This window comes from Glycomyces sp. TRM65418, from assembly GCF_019710475.1.
In the GTDB taxonomy this organism is placed as follows: Bacteria; Actinomycetota; Actinomycetes; order Mycobacteriales; family Micromonosporaceae; genus Glycomyces.
This window is the reverse complement of sequence record NZ_JAJFAX010000001.1, coordinates 900957-920621: the sequence shown is the minus strand read 5'-3', so window position 1 is coordinate 920621 and position 19665 is coordinate 900957. Positions and strand designations below refer to the sequence as shown.

General features: G+C 71.1%; 17 protein-coding genes and 1 pseudogene. 12 read left to right on the top strand and 6 right to left on the bottom strand.

Annotated features, from left to right (window positions below):
• Nucleotides 1-249: 249 nt before the first annotated feature.
• Nucleotides 250-768 (top strand): DUF2752 domain-containing protein, encoded by a 519-nt coding sequence (locus K3N28_RS04230; RefSeq protein WP_228091222.1) that lies wholly within the window; start codon nt 250-252, stop codon nt 766-768.
• A gap of 65 nt (nt 769-833) precedes the next feature.
• Here K3N28_RS04230 and K3N28_RS04225 read toward each other — a convergent pair whose 3' ends face one another.
• Nucleotides 834-1655 carry a DUF4097 family beta strand repeat-containing protein gene (locus K3N28_RS04225; protein WP_228091221.1) on the bottom strand — a complete coding sequence of 274 codons (822 nt, stop codon included), beginning with the start codon at nt 1653-1655 and terminating at the stop codon, nt 834-836.
• A 12-nt stretch (nt 1656-1667) separates the two neighbouring features.
• Nucleotides 1668-2159, bottom strand: a complete 492-nt coding sequence (locus K3N28_RS04220) for a hypothetical protein (RefSeq protein ID WP_228091220.1) — start codon at nt 2157-2159, stop codon at nt 1668-1670.
• Nucleotides 2160-2364: 205 nt separating this feature from the next.
• Here K3N28_RS04220 and thyX point away from each other — a divergent pair, with 205 nt between their 5' ends.
• The 3 genes from thyX (at nt 2365) to K3N28_RS04205 (ending at nt 5870) form a co-directional block, all read left to right on the top strand.
• Nucleotides 2365-3117 carry an FAD-dependent thymidylate synthase gene (thyX, locus tag K3N28_RS04215; RefSeq protein ID WP_228091219.1) on the top strand — a complete coding sequence of 251 codons (753 nt, stop codon included), beginning with the start codon at nt 2365-2367 and terminating at the stop codon, nt 3115-3117.
• Nucleotides 3118-3285: 168 nt separating this feature from the next.
• Entirely contained in the window at nt 3286-4179 is an 894-nt protein-coding gene (gene dapA / locus K3N28_RS04210; RefSeq protein WP_228091218.1) for a 4-hydroxy-tetrahydrodipicolinate synthase, read from the top strand.
• On the top strand, nt 4179-5870 hold the full coding sequence (locus K3N28_RS04205; protein WP_228091217.1) for a ribonuclease J: 1692 nt from the start codon (nt 4179-4181) through the stop codon (nt 5868-5870). Before dapA ends, K3N28_RS04205 begins: the two co-directional genes overlap by 1 nt.
• Before the next feature lie 159 nt (nt 5871-6029).
• On the opposite strand, the gene K3N28_RS04200 is transcribed toward K3N28_RS04205, so the two are convergent.
• From K3N28_RS04200 to K3N28_RS04190, 3 genes are all read right to left on the bottom strand, one after another.
• Nucleotides 6030-6809: a hypothetical protein gene (locus K3N28_RS04200; RefSeq protein ID WP_228091216.1), complete on the bottom strand. Its 780-nt coding sequence runs from the start codon at nt 6807-6809 to the stop codon at nt 6030-6032.
• Between the two features lie 66 nt (nt 6810-6875).
• Nucleotides 6876-7559, bottom strand: coding sequence for a hypothetical protein (locus K3N28_RS04195; RefSeq protein ID WP_228091215.1), 684 nt, complete (start codon nt 7557-7559; stop codon nt 6876-6878).
• 189 nt (nt 7560-7748) lie between these two features.
• A complete protein-coding gene (locus K3N28_RS04190) occupies nt 7749-8447 on the bottom strand; it encodes an SDR family oxidoreductase (RefSeq protein ID WP_228091214.1) in 699 nt (232 codons plus the stop codon).
• A gap of 74 nt (nt 8448-8521) precedes the next feature.
• On the opposite strand from K3N28_RS04190, the gene K3N28_RS04185 reads away from it, so the two are divergent.
• Nucleotides 8522-11080 (top strand): DNA translocase FtsK, encoded by a 2559-nt coding sequence (locus tag K3N28_RS04185; RefSeq protein ID WP_228091213.1) that lies wholly within the window; start codon nt 8522-8524, stop codon nt 11078-11080.
• 39 nt (nt 11081-11119) lie between these two features.
• On the opposite strand, the gene K3N28_RS04180 is transcribed toward K3N28_RS04185, so the two are convergent.
• Nucleotides 11120-12217 (bottom strand): hypothetical protein, encoded by a 1098-nt coding sequence (locus tag K3N28_RS04180; RefSeq protein WP_228091212.1) that lies wholly within the window; start codon nt 12215-12217, stop codon nt 11120-11122.
• Between the two features lie 187 nt (nt 12218-12404).
• On the opposite strand from K3N28_RS04180, the gene rimO reads away from it, so the two are divergent.
• The 7 genes and pseudogenes from rimO to cimA all read left to right on the top strand — a co-directional run bounded on the left by rimO (nt 12405) and on the right by cimA (nt 19590).
• The gene (gene rimO, locus K3N28_RS04175) at nt 12405-13886 is read left to right on the top strand and encodes a 30S ribosomal protein S12 methylthiotransferase RimO (RefSeq protein WP_374209697.1); all 1482 of its coding nucleotides are present in this window, start codon (nt 12405-12407) and stop codon (nt 13884-13886) included.
• Nucleotides 13883-14464 carry a CDP-diacylglycerol--glycerol-3-phosphate 3-phosphatidyltransferase gene (gene pgsA, locus K3N28_RS04170; protein WP_228091210.1) on the top strand — a complete coding sequence of 194 codons (582 nt, stop codon included), beginning with the start codon at nt 13883-13885 and terminating at the stop codon, nt 14462-14464. Before rimO ends, pgsA begins: the two co-directional genes overlap by 4 nt.
• A 65-nt stretch (nt 14465-14529) precedes the next feature.
• Nucleotides 14530-14767, top strand: a pseudogene (locus K3N28_RS23470) (helix-turn-helix domain-containing protein); the annotation flags it as partial.
• A gap of 408 nt (nt 14768-15175) precedes the next feature.
• On the top strand, nt 15176-16039 hold the full coding sequence (locus tag K3N28_RS04160; RefSeq protein ID WP_304608677.1) for a PspA/IM30 family protein: 864 nt from the start codon (nt 15176-15178) through the stop codon (nt 16037-16039).
• A gap of 14 nt (nt 16040-16053) precedes the next feature.
• On the top strand, nt 16054-16848 hold the full coding sequence (locus tag K3N28_RS04155) for a hypothetical protein (RefSeq protein WP_228091209.1): 795 nt from the start codon (nt 16054-16056) through the stop codon (nt 16846-16848).
• Between the two features lie 53 nt (nt 16849-16901).
• Complete coding sequence (locus K3N28_RS04150) at nt 16902-17663, top strand: hypothetical protein (protein WP_228091208.1); 762 nt, start codon at nt 16902-16904, stop codon at nt 17661-17663.
• Between the two features lie 316 nt (nt 17664-17979).
• The gene (gene cimA, locus K3N28_RS04145) at nt 17980-19590 is read left to right on the top strand and encodes a citramalate synthase (RefSeq protein WP_374209696.1); all 1611 of its coding nucleotides are present in this window, start codon (nt 17980-17982) and stop codon (nt 19588-19590) included.
• The last annotated feature ends 75 nt before the right edge of the window (nt 19591-19665 follow it).

The window sequence follows — 19665 nt, the reverse complement described above, 5'->3', positions numbered from 1 at the left end:
GGCGCCGGGGGCCCCGCGGCGGCTGACCGTTCCGGTCCTCGTCGCCGGCGCGGCCGACGTCCTCGGTTCACGACCGGACTCCGCGCGCAGGGGGAGCGTCGTTCCCTCCTCGCCATGCCCGAGTCCGTGCCGAGCGGACGGCCGGACCCTCCCGGTGACGGGCGCCGCGGACGGGCCCCGTTCGGGCGCCGGATCCTCCGGGTCCGTCCGGTCGTCCGCTCCCGCTAGGCTGGGAGCCGAGGAGGCGATGTGTGCGCAGTCGATGAAGCCGCCCTGGCTTCGCAGCCCGACCGGTCCGGCGAGACCCCGCCGGAGCCCGAGCGCGGCAACCCGGTGCAGCGATGGCTCGCCGCGGTGTTCGCGCATCCGTGGTTCGCGCCGCTCGCCGTCCTCGGCTGCTTCTCGGCCGCGGCCGCCGGGGTCGTCGCCACGGACCCGACCGACAACACCGGCCCCAGCACCTGCCTGTTCAAGATCGCCACCGGCTTCGACTGCCCCGGCTGCGGCGGCACCCGCGCCTTCTACTACCTCGTCACCCTCAACCTGCCCGAGGCCGCCCGGCACCACGCCGTCGCCGTCTTCGCCGCCCCGTTCATCGTCTGGATGTACCTCGCCTGGGCCCTCCCGCGCCTGTTCGCGCGCCGGACCTGGCGGCTCCCGACGTTCCACCTCGCCCCCGGCACGCTCACCGCGTTCCTCATCGCGTGGGGGGTCTTCTTCATCGCGCGCAACCTCCCGTGGGAGCCGTTCACGTTCTTCTTCGTGTGACCCCCGCGCGAGAAGGCCCGGCCACCGCGGCGGCCGGGCTCTTCACGGGTGTTGGGATTGCAGTCTTACGCGTAAGCGCTGGCGCGGTGCAGGTAGATGTCGCCCGAGACTGAGCGGGCCCGCACCTCCAGGCTGGTGCCGCCTCCGGCCGGCGCGGGCGACGTGTCGCCCGTGGCCAGTTCCGAGGTCACCGTTCCGGCCTTCGCGTCCAGGTCCACCCACACGTCGGTGCCGGGCACCACGCCGAGGCTGATGCGCCCCGACACGGTGTTGGCCTTGACGCTGCCGGACTTGACCGCGCTCAGCTCGATCCCGCCCGAGAGGGTGTTCACATTCGCCGAGCCGTCGAGCCGTTCGGCCGCGATCGAGCCGGCCACCGTCTTGGCGGAGAACTCCCCGCCGACGTGGTCGACCCGGACCTGGCCCGAGGCGGTGTTGGCGCGGAAGTCGTCGGTCGCGTCGATGACGTTGATCGAACCCGAGACGGTGTTGGCGCGCACCGAGGTGGCGCTCTCCACCGTGGCCGATCCGGCGACCGTGTTGATCGAGACGGCGCCCAGCTTGCCGTGCAGGCTGATCGGCGCCGCGGTGGTCTTCACCGAGACTTCGGAGCCGACCGGGACCTTCACCGCGAGGTGCACCCCGATCTCCTTGCGGAAGAACCAGTTCTGCGGCTTCTCCGGGGCCACCACGCGCAGGTGCCCGTTCTCGAACTCGACGCGCGCGAGGTCGGCGGCGTCGGCGTCGCCCTCGGAGCGGCGCTGCGCGGGCTTGATCTCCACCAGCACCGTGTCCGACTCGTGGGCGGTGACGGTGACCGAGCCGTCGGCCAGCGTGATCGCCGCCGTGATCGGCCCGTCATGGGTGAATTCGGTGTACTCGTTCATCTCGGTGCTCCTCTAAGCCCTGGCGTAGCCGGTGATGCGCTGGCTGTACTTCGCGCCGCCGGTGGGACCCGAGGTCCGCGAGGCGTGGACGGCGTTGTTGATCGCGCGCACCAGCCAGGCGTTGACCGAGGCGCCGTCCGCGGAGGCCGCCTTCTCGACGTCCTCCTTCAGCGACTCGGGCAGGCGCAGCGTGATGCGGGCGACGTCGTCGTCCACGGGCGGGGCCGGAGGCGGCGCGACCTCGGCGGTCTCGCCGCCGCTGACCCGCAGGTCCACTTCCCGGCCGCGCACGCGCAGGTCGACCGACGCCGGGGAGCCGGCCTGGTCGAGGCCGGCGGTGATCTCGGCGGCGGCTTCGGAGAGGGCCTCCATCAACGCCAGGCGAGCCCCCGCGTCCAGCGCCTCCGACAGCAGTTCAGCGGTCCGCGCGGCGTCCTCGCCACCGGGCGCTGCGGCGGCGGTGAGGCTCCGGCGGAGCGATTCGATATACGGCGTCAAGTCCATGACACCATGATGACATCATTTCTGACGTCTGTCAAGCGGCGTTCTGAATCCAGACTGTGCGAGCCGAACCGCCACCGCCGCATACCGCCCGCCGCGCCGCCGCCCGCGGCCGGGCGCGTGCAGGGCCACAGTCCGCTGCCGAGTACCCTCAGGGAGTCGAGCACCAGCACTAGCAGGCACCGAACACGAACGAGGGGGAGCGGGGATGCCCGAAATCGTACCGATGGACGTCCGACTCATCGCCTGGACGCACTTCGAGGCGCCGGCCGACGTCCCCTGGGACACCGACGCCGACGGCGGTCAGGCCCTCGCCGAATTCGCCGGACGCGCCTGCTACCAGTCCTGGACCAAGCCCAACCCCAAGACCGCCACCAATGCCGGGTACCTCGACCACATCCTCCAAGTCGGACACCTCTCCGTGCTCGAACACGGCTCGGTCAGCTTCTACCTCAGCGGCATCTCCCGCTCGCTCACCCACGAGCTGATCCGCCACCGGCACTTCTCCTACTCCCAGCTGTCGCAGCGCTACGTCCCCGAGCGCGACGCGCACATGGTGGAGCCCGAAGTGATCGCCGGCGACCCCGAACTGCACGCGCGCTTCCTCGCCGCCGCCGAAGCCGCCCAGAGCGCCTACGACGACCTCCTCGAAGGACTCGAGAAGAAGTTCGCCGACGTCGCGAACCCCACGCTGCGCCGAAAGCAGGCGCGCCAAGCGGCGCGATCGGTACTCCCCAACGCCACCGAGACCCGCATCGTCGTGACCGGCAACTACCGCGCCTGGCGCCACTTCATCGCCATGCGCGCCTCCGAGCACGCCGACGTCGAGATCCGGGCACTGGCAGTCGAGTGCCTCAAGCAGCTCAAAGAGAAGGCCGCGAACGTCTTCGCCGACTTCCAGATCACGAAGCTCGACGACGGCACCGAGGTCGCCTCCAGCCCCTACGTCACCGAGGGATAGAGCCGCAGGCACCGAACCGCCCGAGCGACACGGCCCGACGGGCCGCGCGCGACTCCGCCGATTCACGGCTCGCACGCGTCGCCGTGGCGGGAGACTTGAGACAGTTACACACAGCGAGCGGCCGGGCGCAGGCGCCCCGGCCGCCGGAACCAGCATTGGTGAAAGCACATGCGCAACGCAACGCGCCCCTTCGGGCGGACACTCGCGGCCATGATCACGCCGTTCACGCCCTCCGGGGAGCTCGACGTCCCCGGCACCGCGGCCCTCGCCCGACACCTCGTCGACGAGCAGGGCCTCGACGGCCTCGTCGTCAACGGCACCACCGGCGAATCGCCCACCACCACCGACGCCGAGAAGGCCCAGGTCATCGAGACCGTCATCGAAGCCGTCGGTGACCGCGCCCACGTCATCGCCGGGGCCTCCACCTACGACACCCGCCACTCCGTCCGCCTCGCCCAAGCGGCCGAGAAGGCCGGCGCGCACGGGCTGCTCCTCGTGACCCCGTACTACAACAAGCCCACCCAAGACGGCATCGCCGCCCACTTCACGACCATCGCCGACGCCGCCGAGCTGCCCGTGATGCTCTACGACATCCCGCCGCGCTCGGTCGTCGGCATCGCCGAGGCCACCTTCGACCGCCTCGCCCAGCACCCGCGCATCATCGCCGTCAAGGACGCCACCTGCGACCTCGCCAAGGCCCACCGCGTCCGCGTCGCCACCGGCCTGGCCTTCTACTGCGGCGTCGACGAGCTCAACCTCGCCGCCTACGCCACCGGCCAGGTCGGCGTCGTCTCCGTCGTCGCGCACCTCCTCGGCAAGCAGATCAACGCCATGTTCGACGCGTACGACGCCGGCGACACCGCCCAGGCGTCGGCGATCAACGACCGGATCCTCCCCGCCGTCACCAACCTCATGACACGCGGCCCCGGCCTCGCCGCCGTCAAGGCCGGCCTCAAGGGCCTGGGCCTGCCCGCCGGCGACCCGCGCCTGCCGATCCTGCCCGGGGACCAAGCGCTCACCGCCGACATCGCCACCGCCCTCGCCGATCTGAAGGAGGCCTGATGGCCCTGACTCGACCCAAGAACCTCGGCGCCCCGGGAGCACTTCCCGAGGGCGCGCTCCGCGTCGTCCCGCTCGGCGGGCTCGGCGCCATCGGTCGCAACATGACCCTGTTCGAGTACGACGGGCGACTGCTCATCGTCGACTGCGGCGTGCTCTTCCCCGACGTCGACCAGCCCGGCGTCGACCTCATCCTGCCGGACTTCACGCCGATCCTCGACCGCCTCGACGACATCGAGGCCATCGTCGTCACCCACGGCCACGAGGACCACATCGGCGCGATCCCGTTCCTCCTGGAGCACAAGCACGACATCCCCGTCGTCGGATCCCGCTTCTCCGTCGCCCTCGTCGAGGCCAAGCTGCGCGAACGCCGCATCAAGCCCGCCGGGATCGTCGTCGCCGAGAACGAGACCCTGCAGCTCGGCCCGTTCGGCTGCGAGTTCCTCGCCGTCAACCACTCGATCCCCGACGCGCTGGCCGTCGCGGTCCGCACCGAGGCCGGCCTGGTGCTCCACACCGGCGACTTCAAGATGGACCAGCTGCCGCTCGACGGCCGCATCACCGACCTCGCCGGGTTCGCCCGGCTCGGCGACCAGGGCGTCGACCTGCTGCTCTCGGACTCCACGAACGCCGAGATCCCCGGCTTCGTGACCTCCGAGCGCGAGATCGGACCGGTCCTGGACAAGCTCTTCCAGGACGTCAAGGGCCGCATCATCGTCGCCTCGTTCGCGAGCCACGTGCACCGCGTGCAGCAGGTCATGGACGCCGCGCACGCGCACGGGCGGAAGGTCGCCTTCGTGGGCCGCTCGATGGTCCGCAACATGGCGATCGCCCGGGACCTCGGGCTCATGCAGGTGCCCGACGGGCTCCTGGTGAGCATGGACGAGGCGGTGCGCCTGCCCGCCGGCGAGATCGTGTACATGTCCACCGGTTCGCAGGGCGAGCCGATGAGCGCCTTGGGCCGCATGGCCTCCGGCGACCACCGGCACATCACCGTCGAGGCCGAGGACACCGTCATCCTCGCGTCGTCGCTGGTGCCCGGCAACGAGACCGCCGTGTACGGCGTCATCAACCGCCTGGCGCGGACCGGGGCCACCGTCATCCACAAGGACGTCGCGAAGGTCCACGTCTCCGGCCACGCCCCCGCGGGCGAGCTGCTGTACGTGCTCAACGTCGTCAAGCCGTCCAACATGATCCCCGTCCACGGCGAGGCGCGGCACCTCCAGGCGCACGCGCGGCTCGCCGTCGAGTCCGGCGTTCCGGAAGACCAGGTCATCGTCATCGAGAACGGCGACGTGGTGGACCTGATCGACGGCCGGGCGCGGCTGGTCGGGCACGTCCCGAACAACCTGGTCTACGTCGACGGGCTCTCCGTGGGCGACGTCGGCGAGCCGGTGCTCAGCGAGCGCCGGATGCTCGGCGACGGCGGCTTCATCGCCGCGACGGTCGTCATCGACTCCGAGAACGGCAAGGTCGTCGGCGGCCCCACGGTCTCCGCGCGCGGCTTCTCGGAGGACCCGAAGGCCTTCGACGGGGTCCTGCCGCTCATCGACGACGCGATGGAGCGCGCGGCCCAGGACGGCATCACCGAGGCGCACCAGCTCCAGCAGATCCTGCGGCGCACGGTCGGCAAGTGGGTCAACGACACCTACCGCCGCCGCCCGATGATCGTGCCGCACGTCCTCGAAGTCTGAGAGGACGCGGGAAGCGCCGCCTCGAAGTCTGAGAGGACGCGGGAAGCGCCGCCTCGGAGTCTGCAGGCAGGCGTGCGACTCGGCCGCGAAGGCCGATCAGTCACGTGGAACGCGGTGGGGCCGCGCCCGATCGGGCGCGGCCCCACCGCGCTGCGGTCGTCAGCCGGGGTGGACGGTGACCGTCGGGTTGCCGCCCGGCGGCGGCTGCATGTCCTGGGCCGACAGGAAGGACTGGTTCCTGCGCGGGTTCGTCTGCATGAGAAACGTGCTCACCGCCAGGAGCAGCGCACCGACCAAGGCGAGGTAGACGCCGCTGTCGGCGCTGACGTCGATCTGCGAGACGGACGAGGAGCCGTCGTCGAACTCGTCGTTGTCCCCCTCCAAGGTCGCCATGAGCTGGCGCAGCACCGTGACCGGGTGGTAGGCGAAGGCCGCCAGCAGCGCAGCGGTGCCGATGGCGCTGAGGCGGGCCGGCCAGCGCAGCGCGGGGTTGCGGTGGGCGCTCACGCCGACCGCCGCGAGCAGTGCGATCGACAGGACGACGCTGGACGCGTCGATGCCGAACCCGTTGGTGCCGTTGATCCCGGAGAGGGAGTAGAAGCCGAAGTCACCCTCGACGTCGTCGATCTTGATGCGGGGGAGCAGCATCGAGACGCACAGCAGTGCCAGGCCCACTCCGGCCACGGCCAGGCCGACGGGCGAGGGCCTGTCGGAGGGCGGGGGCGGCGGCATCGGCCGGGGAGCGGCGTACTGGGGCGGGGCCATCTGCGGGTGGCTCATCTGCGGCGAACCCGTCTGGGGCGGCGGACCGGGTTCGGGCGGCGGCGCCATCTGCGGCTGCCCGGGCGGAACCGATGGGACGGAAGGCTCCTGCGGAGCGTCGGCGTACACCAGCGCCATGCTACTGGCCCGGTACCGCAGGTAGTGTCCGCTGCGCATCGGCCTGGGCCGATGGACGAACGGGGCCGCGCCCGATCGGACGCGGCCCCGGTGCCGTTGCGGGCGTTACGGCTGCGAGTGGCCGGGCCAGCCGTTGTCCGGCTGCTGCGCGGGCTGCTGCGCGGTCGGCTGGACGGGCTGGCCCTGCTGCGGCGGCGGCTGCTGGTACGGCTGCTGGGCGTACTGCGGGGCCGCGGGCTGCTGCGGCGGCGCCCAGCGCATCAGGAAGATGCTGGCGGCGAGCAGGGCCGCGGCGAGGATGTAGAGCCAGATCCCGCCGCCCGCGCTCGCTTCGATGTCGGCGTCCTCCAACGCCTCGGCGTCCAAGGCGCTGCTGATTTCGATGACCGGGTGAAGCGCGGCGGCCGCGGTGAGCGCGGCCAGGCCGATGCCGCCGAGCTTGGCGGCCCATTGGAGGCCGGGCTTGACGCCGGCGGCGGCCCAACCGACGAGGACCAGGAGGATCAGCGCGGGCGCGAGCCCGGGAAGGGGGACCCCGGCGAACACGACGAACAGCACGCCCGCCTCTTCGGCGTCGTCGCCGCTGAGGGAGACCTGCGGGATCAGGGAGCCGATCGCGAGGAGGAGCAGGCCGGCCCCGGCGAGGCCGAGCCCGATGGGCGTGGGGCGGTCGGGGCCGCTCGGGAGGAGCCGGCTGTGGGCGGGCTGGGCGGCCGGACCGGGTTGCACGGGAGGGCCGGGCTGGGGATGAGGCGAGTACTGCGGCTGCTGCGCGGCGTTGTCGCTCAAGGGAGGGATCACACCTAACTCTGCGTCGGTTTCGGGGACAGGGGATTCCGCCTCCGAATCCTAAGAGGTCCATGCCACAGTGAGCGCGCTTCGCGGTCGCGGGGCGCGACGCAGTGCCGCACCCCGCGCGGTGCTCGGGACCTGCTCGCGGGCTCCGCCGAGACCGGCTCCCTCACGAGCGATGCGGATTCACTGGCTTCTCGCCTGGATCGGCAGCGGGTTCGGCGGTTCGATCCGCAGTTCGTTGACCACCATGTCCTCCGGGGCGTGGAGGAGGTCCGCGATGGTCTTCGCGATCGATTCGGGGCTCGTCGCGCGGGTCCGGTCGTAGTCCGAGCCGTACTGCTCGCGCACGCTGCGCTGCATGTCGGTGTCGAAATGCGAGGGGTACACGCTGGTCACCCGCACCCCGTTGCCCTGCTCCTCGCCGCGCAGGGCGTTCGCCAGGGCCTTCAGGGCGTGCTTGCTGGCCGCATAGGAGCTCCACTTCGGTCCGGCGGTGAGCCCGGCCCCGGAGTTCACGAACACGACGTGGCCGCGCGCGGCCCGCAGCGCGGGCAGGAGCGCCCGCGTCAGCTCGGCCGGGGCCGTCACGTTCACCGTGAGCGTCCGCTCCCACCACTCCAGGCGCTGCTCCGCCACGGGCGCGATGTGCGCGATCCCGGCATTGTGGATGATCGCGTCGAGGCGGCCGATGCCCCGCACCGCGTCCGCGATCGCGGCGGGTTCGGCCAGGTCGAGGATCAGCTTCGCCTCGTGCGGCACACCCTCCAGAGCGGACTCGCTTCGAGCGTGGGCGATCACCCTGTCGCCGCGTGCGGTCAGCTCCGCGGCCAGGGTTCGCCCGAGCCCGCGGCCTGCGCCGGTCACCAGAATCGTTTTCGACATGCCGTCACATTAGTCGCATCCGCGGTCGCCTTCGGGCCGACTCGGCTCGGCATGAGGGCGGTAACGTATGGGGCATGATGGCCAGGACGAGCGGCAGATCCGGCGGCAACGGCCGCAAGGGCGGCACGGCTCGCAAGAGCGGCGCGCCCGCGGCGCGCCGCAAGCCCGCCGCCGCCGCGAGCAAGCCTCCCGCCAAGAAGACCGCGAAGAAGGCGGCCAAGCGGACCGCCAAGAAGGCCGCGCCCGCCAAGCGCGGCCGCCTCGACGCGGTCCCCGGACCGCTCGAAGCCCTCGGCATGGGCATACGGGGCCTGTGGGTCGGCACCGCCCGCACCACCGGCTGGATGGCCCGCTCGGTCGGCAAGGAGGCCGCCACCGCCCGCGAGCTCGATCCCGCGCATCGCCGCGACGGCCTGGGGCTCCTCCTCATCGCCCTCGCGATCGTCCTCGCCTGCGCGGTCTGGTTCGACGTGGCCGGCCCCGTCGGCGAGCGGCTCGCGTTCATCCTCGACTGGCTCCTCGGCCTCGCCACCCGCGCCCTCCCGGTCCTCCTCGTCCTGTGGGGCCTGCGCGTGATGCGGCAGGAGCCGCCGGAGGAGGCGCACGGCCGGTCGCTGGTCGGCTGGGGCGGCATCTGGCTCGCCAGCCTCGGTCTGCTGCACCTCATGTCGGGCCTGCCGTCCGACATGGACGAGCGCATGGTCGCGGGCGGCCAGATCGGCTGGCTCGTCGGCGGCGGCCTGGCCATGGGCGTCTCGGCGTACGTGGCGTTCCCGCTCCTGGTGCTGCTGCTCCTCTTCGGCGTCCTGGTCGCGACGGCGACGCCGCTCAACCAGGTGCCGATGAAGCTCGCGCTCCTGTGGGGCCTGGCCACCGGCAAGGTCGAGGCCTACGAGGACGAGGACGAGGGCGGCGCCGAGCCGCGCATGACGCGCGCCGAGAGCCGCGAAGCCAAGCGCCTCAAGGATGAGGAGTCCCGCCGCATCCACCGCCCGACCACGGTCCTGCCGCGCCTCTCGCCCGAAGAGGTCCCCGAGCTCAACGGCGAGACCGTGAAGCCCGAGGCGGAGCCCGAACCGGAGCCGGAGCCCGTGCGCGAGCCGCCGAAGCACTCGCCGCCGCCCCAGCGCGTCGAGCAGCCGACGCTCTCCGACGGCGGTGCGGCGGTGGACGGCGACTATCGCCTCCCGTCGATGGATCTCCTCCCGACCGGCCCGGCCGCCAAGAAGCGGTCCAAAGCCAACGAAGAGGTCATCGCCGCGCTGCAAGAGGTGTTCCAGCAGTTCAACGTGGACGCAGCCGTCACCGGTTTCACCCGCGGTCCCACGGTGACCCGCTACGAGGTGGAGCTCGGCCCGGCCGTGAAGGTCGAGCGGATCATCCAGCTGTCGAAGAACATCGCCTACGCCGTCAAGAGCTCCGACATCCGGATCATCAACCCGATCCCGGGCAAGAGCGCGATCGGCGTCGAGATCCCGAACGTCGACCGCGACGACGTGTCCCTCGGCGACGTCCTGCGGTCGCCGCTGGCCCGGTCGGACGACCACCCGATGATCGTCGCCCTCGGCAAGGACATCGAGGGCGGCTACATCCTCACGAACCTGACGAAGACGCCGCATCTGCTCATCGCCGGCGCCACGGGTTCGGGTAAATCGAGCTGTATCAACACACTCTTGGTGTCGCTGCTGGTCCGGGCGACTCCCGAGCAGGTCCGGTTGCTGCTCATCGACCCCAAGCGGGTCGAGCTCACCACGTACGAAGGCGTGCCGCACCTCGTCCATCCCATCGTCACGAACCCGAAGAAGGCCTCCGACGCGCTCCAGTGGGTCGTCAAGGAGATGGACATGCGCTATGAGGACCTCGCCAAAGCGGGAGTGCGGCATGTGGACGATTTCAACCGCAAAGTCCGTTCGGGCGAACTCAAGACCGATCCCGCGTCCGGCCGCGAGCTGCGGCCGCACCCGTACCTGCTCGTCATCGTGGACGAGCTGGCCGACCTCATGATGGTCGCGGCCCGGGACGTCGAGGAGTCGGTCGTCCGCATCACGCAGCTGGCGCGCGCGGCGGGCATCCACTTGGTGCTCGCGACGCAGCGGCCGTCGGTGGACGTCGTGACCGGCCTGATCAAGGCCAACGTGCCGTCCCGGCTGGCGTTCTCGACCTCGTCGCTCGCCGACTCGCGGGTCATCCTCGACCAGCCGGGCGCCGAGAAGCTCGTCGGCCGCGGCGACGGGCTCTTCCTGCCCATGGGCGCGTCCAAACCCGAACGCATCCAGGGCGCCTGGGTCGGCGACGATGAGATCGAGGCGGTCGTCGCCCACGTGAAGTCGCAGATGGAGCCGCAGTTCATCGACGAGGTCACCGCGCCGCCGGGCTCCAAGCGCGACATCGACCCCGACATCGGCGACGACCTCGAACTGCTCATCCAGGCGATCGAGCAGGTCGTCACCACCCAGTTCGGCTCGACCTCGATGCTGCAGCGCAAGCTCCGCGTCGGCTTCGCGAAGGCCGGGCGGCTCATGGACCTCATGGAGACCCGCGGCGTCGTCGGCCCCTCCGAAGGGACCAAGGCCCGCGACGTGCTCGTCAAACCCGAAGAGCTCGACGAGGTCATCGCCTCGCTCCAGGGCTGAGACGAGACGGGCCGGTCCATCCGGACCGGCCCGCTCGGCCTATTCGAAACTGACGGCGATCTCGTGGTTCTTGTCGCCGGTGATCGGCAGCGAGATGTCCTCCTCGGGCCACTTGACCGGCCCTTCGGGGTGGAAGTTCAACGTGAACGCCAGCGCGTCGGCGGGAACGTCGTACTTGAGGGTGAACGTGCGCCAGACGCCGCCGTTCCACTCCTCGTCCACGTGCTCGGCGGTGAGCGCCGTCAAGTCGCCTTCGGGACCGGTGACCTTGAGGGCCTCCTGCGGGTCGATGGCCCACTCCAGGCCGCTGCCCGAATGCAGCCACCCGAACTCGACGCCGAGGACGGCCCGGTCGGGCTCGGCGACCCAGCCCGTGCCCGGCTCGAACACCTCGCGGGTGACGGTGAACTGCGTCGAGTACTTCCAGTCGTCGAACCAGTACTCGTAGCTGCCGGAGGTGGTGTAGCCGTCGACGGAGCCGGTCGCCGGATCGGTGTTCACCTCGAACGTGGAGCCGTGGTAGAGCGCCTGGATCAGGCCCTCCTTGGTGCGGGCGCGCAGGTCCATCGTCTGGGTCCGCTCGTTGTCGACCACTTCGAGCGTCACGGCCGCGTCCTTCTCGGCGACGGTGAAGTACACCGCGCCCGGCACGGGCGCCTCGCCTTCGAAGTCCCAGGTCCGGTCCCCGATCGAGAGGGTCGCGGACAGGCCGGAAAGGTCGTCGTTCGGGTACGGGACCTCGACGCCGGGGTCGGGCGCGAACTGGACGAGCGTGAACTCGTGGCCGGGCTCGGGGGAGTACAGGCTCGTGTCCTCGCCGAGCAGGTACTCGAGCTGGAAGCCCTCCGGGATCGCGTCGAACGAGGCCACGCACTCGACGCGGAGCGCGAAGTGCGGGCCGATGAGCAGGCCCTCGTCGCCGGCGAACCGGGACTCGTCTTCGGCCGGGCAGACCGAGACGGGGACCTCCTCGCTGGCGACGGTGTATCCGGCGCGGGTGTGGAGCGTGCCCGTGGGCACCTCGCCGCAGGCGGACAGGGGCAGCGCGGCGGCGATGGCGAGCACCGCGAAGGCGGTTCGTCGGGTCGCGATACGTGGGGTGGGCGGAGCGGCTTGGGCGATGCCTTTGGGGGACATGCGGCAAGCCTAAGGTATCGGCGCAACGGGCGGTGATCCGCTGTTGCCCCTGCGCAAAGGGGTCGGGAACGGTCCGAATCGACCCTCCGGGGGCCCCGGCCCGTTAGGTCCGTCACTGTACCGCCGGGTATCGGTGTGGCCCTGCCCGCCGCGCGGGCGTTCGCGATGCACCGGTGGGTACGCTTTCCTGGTGTCTGCAGCTCATTCGACCCGTTCTCAGGAATCCCACGACGTCGACCGCTCCAAGAGCGTCGCGCTCCTGACGCTCGGTTGCGCCCGCAACGAGACCGATTCCGAGGAGCTGGCGGCCCGCTTGGCCGCCGGCGGCTGGCGCGTCAGCGACGACGGCGAGAACGCCGACGTCGTGATGGTCAACACCTGCGGTTTCATCGAGCAGGCCAAGGCCGAGTCGATAGACGTGCTCCTGGACGCCTCCGCGACCGGTGCGAAGGTGGTCGCGACCGGCTGCATGGCCGAGCGGTACGGCAAAGAGCTCGCCGAGAGCCTCCCCGAGGCCGACGCGGTGCTCGGGTTCGACCACTACCCGGACATGGCCGCGCGGCTCGACGACATCCTCGCCGGCCGCGCCGTGGAGTCCCACCAGCCGTCGGACCGCCGCAAGCTCCTGCCGCTGGCCCCGGCCGCGCGCCAGAGCGCCGCGGCCGTCGTGCCGGGGCACACGCGCATCGAGCAGGCCGACGCCGCGGGCGTGGCCGAGGGCGCCCCGCAGCACCTCGCGGTGGTGCGCAAGCGCCTGTCGGACGGCCCCGTCGCGAACTTGAAGCTCGCCTCCGGATGCGACCGTCGCTGCACGTTCTGCGCGATCCCGTCCTTCCGCGGCTCGTTCGTGTCCCGGACTCCCGAGGAGATCCTGGCCGAGGCCGCGTGGCTCGCCTCCGAGGGCGTGAAGGAGCTCAACCTCGTCTCGGAGAACACCACCTCCTACGGCAAGGACCTCGCCGACTCCCAGGCGCTGGAGCACCTGCTGGAGGGCATGGCGGCGATCGACGGCGTCGAGTGGATCCGCCTGTCGTACCTGCAGCCGGCCGAGCTGCGGCCCAGCCTCATCGAGGCGATGCTGCGCACCGACAAGGTGGTGCCGTACTTCGACCTCTCGTTCCAGCACTCTTCGGCGAAGGTGCTGCGGCGGATGCGCCGCTTCGGGTCGACCGAGAACTTCCTGGCGCTGCTGGCCCAGATCCGCGAGCGCGCGCCGCTGGCCGGGGCCCGCACCAACGTCATCGTCGGCTTCCCCGGCGAGACCGAGGAGGACGTCGAGGAGCTCATGGGCTTCCTGGAGGAGGCCCGGCTGGACTCGACGGGCGTGTTCGCCTACTCCGACGAGGACGGCACCGAGGCGGTGCACCTCGACGGGCACGTGGACGAGGACGTCGTCTCCGAGCGGCACACGCGCGTGTCGATGCTCGTGGACGAGCTGGTGAGCCAGCGGGCGGCCGAGCGGGTGGGCGAGGTCATGACCGTCCTGGTCGAGTCCGTCGAGGACGACGGCGTGGACGGCCGCGGCGCGCACCAGGCCCCCGAGGTCGACGGCACCGTCGCGCTGGTCGGCGAGGTCGAGGGCCTCGCGGTCGGCGACTTCGTGACCGCCAAGGTCGTCGACTCGCACGGCGTGGACCTGGTCGCCGAGATCGTGGAGGAGTCCTGGTGACCACCGAGGAGCGACCGGCGTCGCCGTGGAACATCGCGAACGTGGTGACGGTGGCCCGGATCTTCCTGGTCCCGGTCTTCGCGGTCTTCGTGATCCTCTCGGGCATGGAGCACTCCGGCTGGCGCATGGCCGCGTGCGCCCTGTTCGTCTTCATCGCGACGACGGACTTCGTGGACGGCTGGCTCGCGCGCTCGCGCGGCCTGGTCACCGACTTCGGGAAGCTCGCCGACCCGATTGCGGACAAGGTCATGATCGGCACCGCGCTGATCCTGCTGAGTTACTACGACACGCTGCCGTGGTGGGTCACCGCCGTCATCCTCGCGAGGGAACTCGGGATCACCGCGTGGCGCATGTCCGTGGCCCGCAAGACCGTGATCGCCGCGGACCGCGGCGGGAAGCTCAAGACCATCCTGCAGATCACGGCCGTGGCCTGGTATCTGTGGCCGTGGCCTTCGCCGCTGGACGCGGTGGGGCCGTGGCTGATGGGCGGTGCGGTGGTCCTCACCGTGCTGACGGGAATGGATTACCTCTGGAAAGCATTCAAATCTAGGAAGAGTGAGCCGAACCGGACGAGCTAGGCTTGCAGGACCCACTTAGGCTCGAGCGAGCTCGCACGAGCGATCGCGGCGCGGAGGAGAATCCTATGGTGTTGTTGCGGGAACTGCTGGGAGAGACCCTGCGGCGCCGCCGCCGCGCGCAGAAGCGGACGCTGCGGGACGTGTCGAAGCAGGCCAACGTGAGTCTCGGGTACCTCTCCGAGATCGAGCGCGGCCACAAGGAGCCGTCGAGCGAACTGCTCGCCTCGGTGTGCGGGGCCCTCCAGGTGCGCCTGTCCGAGGTCCTCGCCGAGGTCTCCCGCGAGGTCGCCTCCCATGAGCTCGGCGAAGCCGCCTCCTCCGGGCGCGGAGCGCCGCAGCCGCAGAGCCGCCAGGTCGCCGTGCTGCCGATGCCGCGCGAGAAGGAATCATCCGCCGAGGAGCCTTCGCGGCGCCGCCGGCATGCGATGCCCAGCGGCCAGATCTACGGTTCCCCGGGCGCGGCGAAGAAGGCCGCGGCCATCGCCCAGGTCCGTTCTCGGCACCGTCGTGGCGAAGTGACCGATTCGGTGGTCCGTGCGGCGGCGTGACGGTACTCCTGAACTCCAAGGCCGATGATGTAGTTTTGGCGATTGAGGCGTCCCCCTGTCCCACATAGGTGGCGCCGATGTCCGACACTAGAGGCATGTCGGCGTTGCATTGCTCATTTATGGCTCGCGAGCTTCGCCAAGCTCCACCGGAAGGACCCCGATAATGGCCAATCCGTTCGTCAAGGGCTGGAAATACATGATGGCGCTCTTCGGTGCGAAGATCGATGAGCACGCCGACCCCAAGATCCAGATCCAGCAGGCGATTGAAGAAGCCCAGAAGCAGCACCAGGCGCTGGTGGGCCAAGCGGCGTCCGTGATCGGGAACCAGCGCCAGTTGGAGATGAAGCTCAACCGCTCGATGTCCGAGGTCGAGCGCCTGCAGGCGCAGGCCCGCCAGGCCCTCGTGCTCGCCGACAAGGCCCGCGCCGAGGGCGACGAGGCGAAGGCGCAGCAGTTCGAGTCCACCGCGGAGATCCTCGCGGGCCAGTTGGTGTCCACCGAGCAGTCCCTCGAGGACATGAAGGTGATGCACGACCAGGCGCTGACCGCCGCCGACCAGGCCAAGAAGGCCGTCGAGAACAACCAGATGATCCTGCAGCAGAAGCTCCAGGAGCGCACGAAGCTCCTCGGCCAGCTGGAGCAGGCCAAGATGCAGGAGACCATCGCCTCCTCGCTGGAGTCGATGTCGCAGACCGCCGCCCCCGGCAACGTGCCCAACTTCGACGAGATCCGCGACAAGATCGAGGGCCGCTACTCGAACGCGATGGGCCGCGCCGAACTCGCCTCGAACTCCGTCGAAGGCCGCCTCCTCGAGGTGAATCGCGCCACCCGCGACATGGCCGGGGCCTCCCGCCTGGAGCAGATCCGCGCGTCGCTCGAAGGCGAGCAGCTCTCCGGCGGCAAGGCCGCGGGCCCCGCGATCGAGTCGAAGGAGTCGGCCACCAACGCCCGCCTCGCCGACATCCGCGCGTCCCTCGGCAACGACGAGGGCACGGCCGAGGCCGAGGCCGACAAGACCAAGAACTGACGGAAGGACCCCCGGTGGACGCGAAGGACCGCAAGCGCGCGTTCAAGCGCCTGCGTTCACGCCTGTCCTCCGCGAAGTCCTGGACCACCACCGCGGGAGGCGCTGTCGCCGGCAGCGCCTTCTTCGTGCCCTACATGGGCCTGGGCGCCCCCGACGGCGTGTGGGTCACCGTGGCCGGGTTCTCGACCGCGATGGCCGTGGTCCGCTGGCTCGACTACCGGCGGCTCGCGCGGGCCCTGCCGGCCGTCGAGCGCGACTCCTTGGAGATCCTCGGCCCGGCGCGGCTGTCCAAAGAGGCCCGCGGTCTGTTCGGTGAGACCGCCGAGGCCATCCGGCGCGGCCGCATCAAGGCCCAGTTCCGCCGCAGCCGGGCCCTGCGCCCCTACGAGCGGCTGGAGCGAGCCTCGATCGCGGCCGAGCAGATGGCGCAGCGCCTCGAAGGCAACGCGGAGGCCGTGGCGATCCTCGCCGGGGCCGCCAAGGCCGGGCACGAGCTGTACCGGCTCGCCTTGGGCGTCAGGGACGTCGAGCAGGCCATCGCCATCGCGCCTGAGGCCAAGCGCGCCGGCATGGAGGCGAACCTGTCGCGCATGGTCGAACGCCTGGAGCACGGCGTCGCGGCCTATGAGGACATGGTGAGCGCCGCGGGGGAGTGCCTGGCCGGCTCGATCGGGCTCCAGCAGGCGCTGTCGGCGCACGGCGGCGACGAGACGCTCGACCTGCTGACCGACGCCGCCGACCGCCTGCGCGCGGCCGGGGACGCGGCCAGCGAGATCCGCGGCAGCGTCGGCCCCCAGGCGACGGCCTGACTCCCGCGCCATCGCCATGGAGGCGAAAGTGTCTCATTTGATCTAATTCGCGGATGAAGTCCCTGATGTTCCGCGCCGCGCTCGTCGCGGCCGCCGCCGTGCCGCTGTGGGCCGCCGCCGCCCACGCCCAGTCCGTGCCCGCCGAGCCCGCCAGGGTCTTCCTCAAGGACCACGACACCATTCCGCTGGCGTGGACCGACGGCGGCGCGCGGCTGACGGCCGACTACGACGCGTGGACCTTCCACGCCGTGGAAGCCCTCGTCGGCCTCGGCGAGTACCAGATCCGCCATGAGGCCACCGGCCAGTGCCTGACCGCCGACACTTCGGGCGGCGGCGACGCCGTCCCGGTCGCGCTCGCCGACTGCGCCGACGCTCTGGCGTGGCGGGTCGTCTTCGACGACACCCGCGGCCACAACGACTTCCGCTTCATCACCCCCGACGGATACCACCTCGGGCTCGAAGACCGCGATGACGCCGTCGAAGGCGCCGAAGTCGTCGCCGTGGCGGTCGAGTCGGGCGCGACCAAGCACTTCCAGGAGTGGAGGCTCGCCGTCGTCGGCGCGCCGCCCCCGGGCGAGACGCCGTCCCCGGGGGAGTCGCCCACGCCGGGCGAGTCCCCGACCCTGGGCGGGGCCCCGGCGCCGGGCGAGACGCCGTCCGCCGGCGACGCGACGAGCCCGGTGGCCCAGGCCCAGCTCCCGACCACGGGCGCGGGCCTCGGCATCACGGCCGCCGCCGCGACCCTCGCGGTCGCGGCCGGCGCGGTCCTCGTCCTGTGGTGGCAGCGCCGCCGCGTGCTGCGCTCGCACTGGTGAGCGCCGCCGCTTCGGAGGGCGCGGCGGCGAGCGCATGGACGGCACGACACACTGAATCCCACGATTCGGGAAATGCTGGCTCGGGTGAGGGCCCGATGGCATACTACGAAACGTGACCTTCCAGCTCATGATTAGCTGCGGGCGTTCCGCGGAGCATCTTCGTTAGATGCCGCCGCCGAACGCCAGACCTCCTGCGCCCGCAGGGGGTCTTTTTCGTTCAGGGCAAACGAACGTTCAGGTCGGCGGCGCAGCGGCCGGACCGATCACCAGAAAGAACCTGGAGCACCAAGTGACGCAACCAGACCCGCAATCCGGCATGGATTCGAACCGCGGCGGGGACTTCCACGTCTTCGACACCACGCTCCGCGACGGCGCGCAGATGGAGGGCCTCCGCTACTCCGTCGCCGACAAGCTCGCCGTCGCCGAACTGCTCGACGAACTCGGCGTCGACTACATCGAGGGCGGCTGGCCCGGCGCGATCCCCTCGGACACCGAGTTCTTCGCCAGGGCGGCCGAAGAGCTCAACTTCAAGCACGCCCGGCTCGTCGCCTTCGGGATGACCCGCCGCGCCGGCTCCACCGCCGCCGAGGACCCGGGCTTCCAGGCCCTGCTGGACTCGCGCGCGCCCGTGCTGTGCCTGGTCGCCAAGTCCGACATGCGCCATGTCGAGCAGGCCCTGCGCACCACCGCCGAAGAGAACCTCGCGATGATCGCCGACTCCGTGCGCACCGGCCGCGAGCACGACCGCCAGGTCTTCATCGACTGCGAGCACTTCTTCGACGGCTTCCGCCAGGACCCCGAGTACGCGACGCTGGTCGTCCGCACCGCCCTGGAAGCCGGAGCCGAAGCGGTCGTCCTGTGCGACACCAACGGCGGGCGCATCCCCTCCGACATCACCGAGGCCGTCACCGAACTGCGCCGCCGCCTCGAAGCCGTGCTCCCGGTCGAGCGCGTACGCCTGGGCATGCACGCCCAGAACGACACCGGCTGCGCCGTCGCCAACACCCTCGCCGCGGTCCAGGCCGGCGTCATGCACGTCCAGGGCACCGCCAACGGCTACGGCGAGCGCCCCGGGAACGCGAACCTGTTCAGCGTCATCGCGAACCTGGAGACCAAGCTCGGCATGAAGGTCCTGCCCGAAGGGGGCCTCGCCCAGCTGACCCGCATCTCGCACGCGATCGCCGAGATCGCCAACATGACCCCCGACGAGCACGCCCCCTACACCGGCCACGCGGCGTTCGCGCACAAGGCCGGCATCCACGCCTCCGCGATCAAGGCCGACCCGACCCTGTACAACCACGTCGACCCCGAGGTCGTCGGCAACGACATGCGCATCCTCGTCACCGAGATGGCCGGGCGCGCCTCCGTCGAGCTCAAGGGCCGTGAACTCGGCATCGACCTCTCCGGCGACAAGGGCGTGCTCGACCGCATCACCAAGCGCGTCAAGGAACTCGAATCGAAGGGCTGGTCCTTCGAGGCCGCCGACGCCTCGTTCGAGCTGCTCGTCCGCGACGAGGTCGAAGGCGGTCTGCCGCGACCGTTCGCGCTCGACACCTACCGCGTCATCGTCGACCACGACCCGAACGGCACCACGGTCGCCGAGGCCACCGTGCGCCTCGACGTCGACGGCGAGCGCGTGATCGCCACCGCCCAGGGGAACGGCCCGGTGAACGCGCTCGACGCGGCCCTGCGCAGCGCCCTGGCCGCCCGGCACCCGCGCCTGGCCGAGCTCACGCTCTCCGACTTCAAGGTCCGCATCCTCGCCGGCTCCACCGGCACCGACGCGGTCACCCGCGTCCTGGTGTCGATGAGCGACGGCGAGTCCGAGTGGACCACCGTGGGCGTGGCCCCCAACCTCATCGAGGCCTCCTGGAACGCCTTGGCCGACGGCCTCGCCTACGGCCTCAACCGGCGGAAGCCCGCCTAATACGTCACCGCACGCCACGAGCGGCATCGACCGGACCCCGTTCACGAGACGGGGTCCCCGCCCGGCCCGCGCCGA

Bases quoted from the DNA above. Each gene is read 5' to 3' on its own strand.
- K3N28_RS04225 (WP_228091221.1), bottom strand. From the start codon at position 1,655: ATGAACGAGTACACCGAATTCACCCATGACGGGCCGATCACGGCGGCG.
- K3N28_RS04220 (WP_228091220.1), bottom strand. From the start codon at position 2,159: ATGGACTTGACGCCGTATATCGAATCGCTCCGCCGGAGCCTCACCGCC.
- thyX (WP_228091219.1), top strand. From the start codon at position 2,365: ATGCCCGAAATCGTACCGATGGACGTCCGACTCATCGCCTGGACGCAC.
- dapA (WP_228091218.1), top strand. From the start codon at position 3,286: ATGCGCAACGCAACGCGCCCCTTCGGGCGGACACTCGCGGCCATGATC.
- K3N28_RS04205 (WP_228091217.1), top strand. From the start codon at position 4,179: ATGGCCCTGACTCGACCCAAGAACCTCGGCGCCCCGGGAGCACTTCCC.
- K3N28_RS04200 (WP_228091216.1), bottom strand. From the start codon at position 6,809: ATGCGCAGCGGACACTACCTGCGGTACCGGGCCAGTAGCATGGCGCTG.
- K3N28_RS04190 (WP_228091214.1), bottom strand. From the start codon at position 8,447: ATGTCGAAAACGATTCTGGTGACCGGCGCAGGCCGCGGGCTCGGGCGA.
- K3N28_RS04185 (WP_228091213.1), top strand. From the start codon at position 8,522: ATGATGGCCAGGACGAGCGGCAGATCCGGCGGCAACGGCCGCAAGGGC.
- K3N28_RS04180 (WP_228091212.1), bottom strand. From the start codon at position 12,217: ATGTCCCCCAAAGGCATCGCCCAAGCCGCTCCGCCCACCCCACGTATC.
- K3N28_RS04160 (WP_304608677.1), top strand. From the start codon at position 15,176: ATGGCCAATCCGTTCGTCAAGGGCTGGAAATACATGATGGCGCTCTTC.
- K3N28_RS04150 (WP_228091208.1), top strand. From the start codon at position 16,902: ATGAAGTCCCTGATGTTCCGCGCCGCGCTCGTCGCGGCCGCCGCCGTG.
- cimA (WP_374209696.1), top strand. From the start codon at position 17,980: ATGGATTCGAACCGCGGCGGGGACTTCCACGTCTTCGACACCACGCTC.